Annotated in this window: 6 protein-coding genes; all 6 read left to right on the top strand. The window is 41.0% G+C overall.

The window, feature by feature from the left end:
- A partial coding sequence (locus ACNQ0W_RS03615) for a hypothetical protein (RefSeq protein WP_122648088.1) occupies window positions 1–376 on the top strand: 376 nt, incomplete at its 5' end.
- Window positions 376–1,824, top strand: coding sequence for an ATP-binding protein (locus tag ACNQ0W_RS03610; protein ID WP_001049180.1), 1,449 nt, complete (start codon window positions 376–378; stop codon window positions 1,822–1,824). The genes ACNQ0W_RS03615 and ACNQ0W_RS03610, both read left to right, overlap by 1 nt.
- 40 nt (window positions 1,825–1,864) lie before the next feature.
- On the top strand, window positions 1,865–3,421 hold the full coding sequence (locus ACNQ0W_RS03605; protein WP_006810538.1) for a TnsD family Tn7-like transposition protein: 1,557 nt from the start codon (window positions 1,865–1,867) through the stop codon (window positions 3,419–3,421).
- An 11-nt stretch (window positions 3,422–3,432) separates the two neighbouring features.
- Complete coding sequence (locus tag ACNQ0W_RS03600) at window positions 3,433–4,359, top strand: hypothetical protein (protein ID WP_000262423.1); 927 nt, start codon at window positions 3,433–3,435, stop codon at window positions 4,357–4,359.
- Between the two features lie 352 nt (window positions 4,360–4,711).
- Window positions 4,712–5,011 (top strand): helix-turn-helix domain-containing protein, encoded by a 300-nt coding sequence (locus tag ACNQ0W_RS03595; protein ID WP_001097216.1) that lies wholly within the window; start codon window positions 4,712–4,714, stop codon window positions 5,009–5,011.
- Between the two features lie 564 nt (window positions 5,012–5,575).
- On the top strand, window positions 5,576–7,402 hold the full coding sequence (locus ACNQ0W_RS03590; RefSeq protein WP_001710867.1) for an AAA family ATPase: 1,827 nt from the start codon (window positions 5,576–5,578) through the stop codon (window positions 7,400–7,402).
- The last annotated feature ends 52 nt before the right edge of the window (window positions 7,403–7,454 follow it).

Here is a 7,454-nt window from a genome sequence, read left to right as displayed (position 1 = left end):
ACATTACCTACTTAAGAAAAGAGATGTATTTAAAGGGAAAGCTCATCTTGATACAGATGTAATGGCTGATTGGGTAGATACTCAAAAAGAAATTAATTTATTTACTCTGGATTCGCTCAGCAATATCAATAATAAAGATGAATTTAACAGGAAAGGTAACGAAAGATTAAATGAAATATACGAATCTCGCCGGGTACATGGTAAAGATATTAAAAAGAACAGGAAAAATGAACTTGATTCATTAGGGCGAACTCATGTTGCTAATGGAAGATCTGAACCCCTACTTCCTTCATCCAGTAATGTTCTGCTTTTGCCTGGCCGGGAGGAGAAACAAAGATGGTTAAAAGGTAAGAAGAAGACTGAGGACGCAGAATAATGAATCTTATACGGCGCGTTTCAGCGATATATAAAGAACAGGAGTTACCTGAGTATCGTGGCAATCCCTTAATTGAAGCACTTCCTGAAGCGCTTACGGAAGATGAAGTACTTCTGGAAATGAGTTATTTCCCCGAAATTGACGAAAAAATCCGCTGGACTGCCCCGGCGAATGTTAGAGAGCAGTATGTCGAACGTATAAAGAAATTCCGTTGCCCTCAAACCAATCTTATCCAGGCTTATAAGATGATCTTACGGGCACTTAGGGAAAGCTATGCAGCTCGTAATCCTTTAAAAAGCGGAACAATTCAATATCTTCATTACTATGGAAATGAGCGTCCTGATATTGAGCCAGAAAGTGGATATTTTAAATCCCAGGCTGAAACTATTACGATAGTTGGAATGAGTGGTTCTGGAAAAACTACCATGATTGAGCAAGTCATGGATCATTTCCCTCAGATTATAGAACACAGCAGCTATAAAGGAGTTTTTCCCGGCTTCAGTAAGCAAATTGTATGGGTAAAGATTAATTGTCCATACAATTCAAGTGTGAGAGACCTTTGTGAAGAGATTTTACAAAAATTAGATGATGCAATTGGTATTGAACGAACTACACCTGAGATTAGAAATGGTGCTCTGGCTCGCCAGATTGCACAAAGAATTAAATCATCATTTTTGGGTATCCTTGTTATTGATGAAATGCAGAGGCTTAAATTTTCAAGAACCGGGGGTGAGAGTAAGTTGATTGATTTTTTACATGAAATTGTAGATTCCATGGGGGTATCTATGGTTTTTTGTGGAAATCATCCTTTTGACGAGACGCTGACAAAGAAAATGAGAATTGCCAGGCGGGCAGAGTCTGGTGGTTACATGAAAATTAAGAATGTTAGATACGATTCACAAGACTGGCAATCGTTTATTCATTATTTATGGCCATTACAATGGACAAATGTTGAAACTCCATTAAATGATGAGTTAAACGAAAAATTATTCATTTTATCTAAAGGCAATATTGGATTGGCTCAGATGATTTATCGGGGGGCACAATTAAAGGTTATCGGTAGCGGCAATGAAATCATCACTGGCGCAGTCTTGTCGGCCTCTGTACCGGTACTCGTGAGTCATACGGAGGAATATAAGGATACTCCACTCCCGGGGGCCGCGACTGAAGATGAGGAAGCTAAATGGCTCTCTGCATCTAATGAGGGTGATGCTTCGGCTAAAATCATGGCAGAGAAGTCCCTAAAGTCTTTGATCCCTGGGGATATAGACAGGCCACAGCACAAGGAATTCGTAGGAAAAATAGACGAGGTTTTGCGCAATTTCGACGAGAAAATACTGTCTCTTGACCACGATCTTGTTATCAACAGAACAGCTGAAAAGAAAAATACCTACGATGCTCTTCAGCGTTGCGGGCTTATAAATATAGATCCACTTAATAAATTGTAATGAGGTAACAGTTCGTAACGGTCAAAGAGAGGTGTGGGAAATGAGAATGTTGCCTGTTTTGCCTGATGAATCCTTGTTCAGCCGGTTTTGTCGGACAACTACCGTGTACGGTATGTCCCCATCTTCTCTGTTAACGATCATTTTCAACAAACCTGATATGAACGTCCATCCAATTCTCAATTCAGGATTAAAGGCTATTTCTCTTCATACATCCGAAAGGGCAGATCAGCTCTGGCATGAACAGACTTTACTCCCTCTTTTTGCCTGGGCACTACCAATCAGTCGTAATGAAATTATGGATTTCAACACGACCCCTGCCAGGCTTAATCGATTGTGCCGCCTTAGTAATTTTTCACTAGGGCAGCGCACACTATTGAAGTTTTGCCCGGTTTGCGCTCGTGAAGATACTTTTCATTATGGTGTTACTTATTGGCATCTGGCGCATCAGCTTCATGGGGTTACAACCTGCCATCGGCATCCGGTAGCGCTTGAAAGCATCCATGTCCCTTCTTCACCGCACATACGTATTGGACTGATGCCTCCTGTTTCGTATACAGAACAACTTAGCAATGAGATAGACTTCGATTTTGCTAAGTTTTGTTATAAGTCCCTAAATATAATCAGAAGAAAAGATATTACACACCCCAATTACATGGATGTACTTAAAAAGTTGAATTTATTATCATTGGATGGAAATTTAAAGAAAAATGTATTCTACGCACATGTTTATGCTAAGTGCCAGTTATTTGGGGAGGGTTCATCGGGACTTATACCAACATCCCTAACTGATTATCATTACTGGGAGCCTATACTCAAAGACAAATGTTGTCAGCATCCCACAAAGCATCTTTTGCTTTGTTATTGTTTGTTAAATACTTGCTGGCCAACGTATGCAGGAAGTCGTACTAATAAAAAGAAAGAAATCTTTAAAAGTCATAAGAAATACAGTTTTCATATAGTTGAAAATAATACTAGTGTTAGCAACCTTGGGAAGGAATTTAGTCGCAGCAGATGTTACATTAAAACACTTATTTATAAAAAATACCTGAGGGCGTTTAAGCGAAACACAAAAATTAATATATTCACTGAATTGCTTATCAAGTCTATGGCTGTAAGGGGGTTTAGTCTGGCATCCATAGCTGAGAAAAACTCATTATCGGAAGGAGCTGTATCCTCTGTAATTTCATCTTGTTACGGTTTATGCTCATGGCGTAAAAAATGTAAAAAAGATTCTTTAAGACGGCGTCATAAGCAGAAAATATTAAGATTTATACATAATCAATCCGTTTCTATAACACGAAAGTTAGTCAAAGAAAGTTGTTATGCAAGTTTCTATTGGCTAAATAAACATGAATGTGACTGGCTTAATTCCTGTCTTCCTAAAACAATACGATGCTATAAAAATAAAAGAGTAGACTGGAGCGAGAGAGATATTATCTCATCATCATTAATAAATGATGTTTTATCTCAGGGGCAGTACTCGATGTCACTTACAAGTCTAGATGCTTTACTGGGAGGGCATGGCTGGCTTTTGAAATACAGAGATAAACTACCAATGACAATGATACTTCTCAGAAAAATGGAACTAATTAAATAAGAGGGAGTTATATGGTTTACGAAAATGAATTGTGGCACAGTTTTCTTCTGCGTTCACAGATAATGTATAACTTATCCAATTGCAGGAACATAATATCAAAGCATGGCGCACTAAGGTACGATGCCTTTCCTCGTTTCGAACTGATTGATATGTACAAATTGCATAGCTTGCAGGATATATATGACATTCTTGCCACTAGAAATGGTTATATACTAACTTCCAATATAGTGTCGTTATCTTCTGGTGTTTACGGGTATTTTAACGCTGTTGAAGATGCCTGTCGGAAAAATTTTCACATAACTAATTCATATCCATTGGTAAACATCTCAAACATTCGTTACTGTCACAAATGTATTGTTGAAGATATACACTCTAAAGGCATTGGTTATCTGCGTCATAGATGGTTGTTTGAATCTAAATGTGCAGTTCATAGTACCAGTTTATATGAGGTTTGTTTTGATAACTATTTGAATGCAGTGAAAGGACTTAGTGACTTAATTATAAGTGGAATAAATCCTCATGGTTATTGTTCCCTTGTGGTTGACGTTTCAAACCCTTTCAAAAATCCAGTGTATATATTACCATGTGCACGTAATAAAATTTTAAAATGGATTTCGGACAATAAAAATATGCTGATTTACTTTCTCTTTGATCTCTTCAAATGTAAGTCGCATTCAAGTTTATCTAAGGTTATCGAAGTCAAGATAATGCATGATAGATATATTTCTGCGGTGTTCAAGATGTTAAGTGAAGTTAATTTTTGTAATTTCAACTCATTTATTTCTGATATTTTTGAGGACGTAAGTTATGCCTCTATCGGACTTGATGATTATTCTGTTAATGTGCATTTTCTCAGGCTAAGGGCTGCAGATTGTAAATTTTGCCAGTTGAATGGTAAATATTTTTGCTCACTTTACAATGTAAAACTTCTTCGCTAATTTCACTTCATTTATAAAATACTAAGAAAGCTAGTTAGATAAGGTTTTATATTTTGACTGGGGCAGGAATAAATTATCACTCATAGAGTTTCCCTGGGGGTTACCACCTGTGTATGATGCCGGTTAGCAACAACGTCTAAAAGACCTGCGATCACGTGGGTCCCTCTCCAGCAAAGGGGCAAGGGGTGCTATATAACGGTGTACTGCTTACCCAATACGGCCTTGTATTTGAAAGATGCCGCATCTTGGCAGGATTCGTATTACAGCCTATAGTCTGTTAATGAGCATTACAGCCTATATGCTGTAAATCCCTGCGTTATGCTTGTTAACTCGTCGATACGGAAGGTCACTTATGAACACTCAATACGCTTTGAAGACTTTGAATCAGTTACGTCCTGTTTTAATCGGCTTTCGCAAAGCCAATGGACTGACGCAAAAAGATGTTTCTGAACGTTTGGGTATAACACAGCAAACTTATGCCCGACTAGAGGCCAACCCTGCAAGTGCGGGTTTTGAGCGTTTGTTTAGGGTGTTCAGCGTCCTTGGAGTGGAGATCGTACTTTCATCCAGGGAACCATTGTCAGATGCAAAGCCCGAATACGGAGCTATGCACAATTATTCTTCACTTCCAGCCAGGCGGGAGAAATGGTGACGCCTGGCGCTTCCCGGTCTAATTTTTCTTCAACAAGATTAACCCCTTAGCGGCCTGAAGTATCAGGTTGCGATAGAGCCTTTCATTTCTTCTGTTATGTTAAATACACCATTTTGAGCTATTTCGCTCGGCCTTAAATTATCTCTTCATTCTTCAGTGAAAATTTTATGTCGATCACATTATCGATGAATTTAGGAAATAATCCGTAAATGAAAATCTATCTTCTTTTAAATTCATCAGTGTCAGTAGCAAATATTACGCATAAAAGAATGGTTATTATTATCATTTATAAGAGACAGGCTCATGAGTCAATTCCAAAAAATATAATAAGCATTGAAATCATTACCCGTGATTCTGGAGTTTTAACTTTGCCATGTAACCAACCACAAGTTAGTTTCCGGTGTTTTGAGGGGCAGTAAAGTTCTGAAAGCGCGACCAGATCATAATCCCGAAATGTCGTTAAGATAGTCTGAATAACGGTTATCCCTGCTTGTTGGCAGGCATTTGAAAATATATTTTGTATTCAGGTTGCAGCAAAACGCTTTCTTACACACAGGACTTCATATGCGGCTCAGAAAATTAAAACTGAAAAACTTCAGAGGCTACAGAAACTCTACTGAAATCATTATTGATGAAAGCATGACGGGTATTATCGGTCGTAATGACTTTGGGAAATCAACGCTTCTGGAAGCGCTGGCTATTTTTTTTGAAACAGAAGGAATGAAGGCTGACAAGAATGACATGAACTGTTTCAGCCTAAGAGAAGGGGACGGCCGTTTTGAAATAGCCTGTGAATTTGATGACCTGCCCGATTTTATCATGATCGACGACAGGGTGCAGACCACGCTCGCCTCAGAACATCTGCTGAATGAGGACGGCAATTTTGAAATCGTCAAAACGTTTAAAGCAACGACCTCAGGAAAACCGGAGCAGACCTGCATCCGCTGCATCCACCCGGATGAGGAGCCCCTGAGAAATTTACTGGGCATGAAAATTTCTGAGCTCAAGGCGGTGGGAAAAGAAGTTGAAAAAAATGTGGCGGATAAACGCACTGCATCGTTATGGCGTCAGGCCATCAGGGAAGCCGCAGCCCCCTATACCTGTTCGGAAATTATGCTGGATGTCGATAAAGAGTTCGGAACCGACACAAAATCATTATGGGGTAAGATCCTCGATTTGCTGCCCACGTATGCGATTTTCAAAGCCGACAGGGAAAGCAGCGACGGGGATTCCGAAGCTAAAAACCCCTTACAGCAGGCCGTAAAAGACGCTCAGGCTGCGCTGCAGGACAAAATTACAGCGCTGGAAAATGAGATTCAGGACAGCGTCCTGGATGTCGCACAGAGAACGCTGGATAAATTACGTGAAATGGCCCCCGAACTCGCCAGTGAACTGACTCCACGATTTAAGGAGAAACCCAAGTGGACCTTCAATTTCACCCTGGACGGGGAAAATGGCATCCCCATCAATAAGCGCGGCAGCGGGATAAGGAGGCTTATCCTGTTGAATTTTTTTCGGGCTGAGGCTGAAAAGAATGTCGCGGGGACGCCCAGAAATGTGATTTATGCCATAGAGGAGCCTGAAACGTCACAGCATCCGAACTATCAGATGATGCTGATGAAAGCGTTACTGGCACTGGCAGGCCAGCCGCACCGTCAGATTATCGTCACCACCCATGTCCCGGCGCTGGCCGGATTAATCCCTGTCGAAGGCGTACGTTATGTTACCCGAAATGAGGCGGGTGAACCCGTAGTAAAAATGCCGGATGACGCAGTGCTGAAGGAAGCCACTGAAAGCCTGGGGGTGCTGCCAGAGACCGGTATGGAAAGGGCGCAGGGGATTGTTCTGGTAGAGGGAAAGTCGGATGTTACTTTCCTGAGGCATGCGGCCAGTTCATTAAAACAGTCAGGTGCGCTGCCAGCCTCTCTGGAGGACGTGAAAATAGTGCCAGTCCTCATAGGAGGGTGTGGTAGCGTCAAACACTGGGTTACATTGAATCTGGCCAAAGATCTGGGGCTTCCCTGGTGCGTATTTCTGGACTCCGATATTGGGGGAGACCCTGCACAGGTTCTGTCCATCCAGAAGCGTAAAAAAGAAGTAGAGGAGGCCGGTAAGGTATTTTTCGCTACGCGCAAACGTGAGATAGAAAACTATCTGTGCCCGGATCTTATCGAGGAAATTACTGGTGTAGCCGTCACGTTTACGGACACCTGTGACGCTAAAAAAATAATCGGCCGGGCTGTGGGAATGAAACCCGATAATGTACTAGATAAATTCTGGCCTCAGATGACATCAGAAAGAATCATCTCAAGATCAACCTATCATGACGGAACGCAGGAGAGAAGCGAGCTGGTTGAGATCCTGAGCGACATTGTATCCATGACGAGATAATGTATTAAATAAGCATCTCAGGTGCATATATTCCGGTCCTCAACAAAGGACC

Source organism: Enterobacter cloacae complex sp. 6730903 (genome assembly GCF_048283985.1).
Lineage (GTDB): Bacteria > Pseudomonadota > Gammaproteobacteria > Enterobacterales > Enterobacteriaceae > Enterobacter > Enterobacter hormaechei_C.
Note: the sequence above shows the minus strand (reverse complement) of the source record. Positions and strands in the feature narration are given on the sequence as shown.

Bases quoted from the DNA above. Each gene is read 5' to 3' on its own strand.
- ACNQ0W_RS03595 (WP_001097216.1), top strand. From the start codon at position 4,712: ATGAACACTCAATACGCTTTGAAGACTTTGAATCAGTTACGTCCTGTT.
- ACNQ0W_RS03600 (WP_000262423.1), top strand. From the start codon at position 3,433: ATGGTTTACGAAAATGAATTGTGGCACAGTTTTCTTCTGCGTTCACAG.
- ACNQ0W_RS03590 (WP_001710867.1), top strand. From the start codon at position 5,576: ATGCGGCTCAGAAAATTAAAACTGAAAAACTTCAGAGGCTACAGAAAC.
- ACNQ0W_RS03610 (WP_001049180.1), top strand. From the start codon at position 376: ATGAATCTTATACGGCGCGTTTCAGCGATATATAAAGAACAGGAGTTA.
- ACNQ0W_RS03605 (WP_006810538.1), top strand. From the start codon at position 1,865: ATGAGAATGTTGCCTGTTTTGCCTGATGAATCCTTGTTCAGCCGGTTT.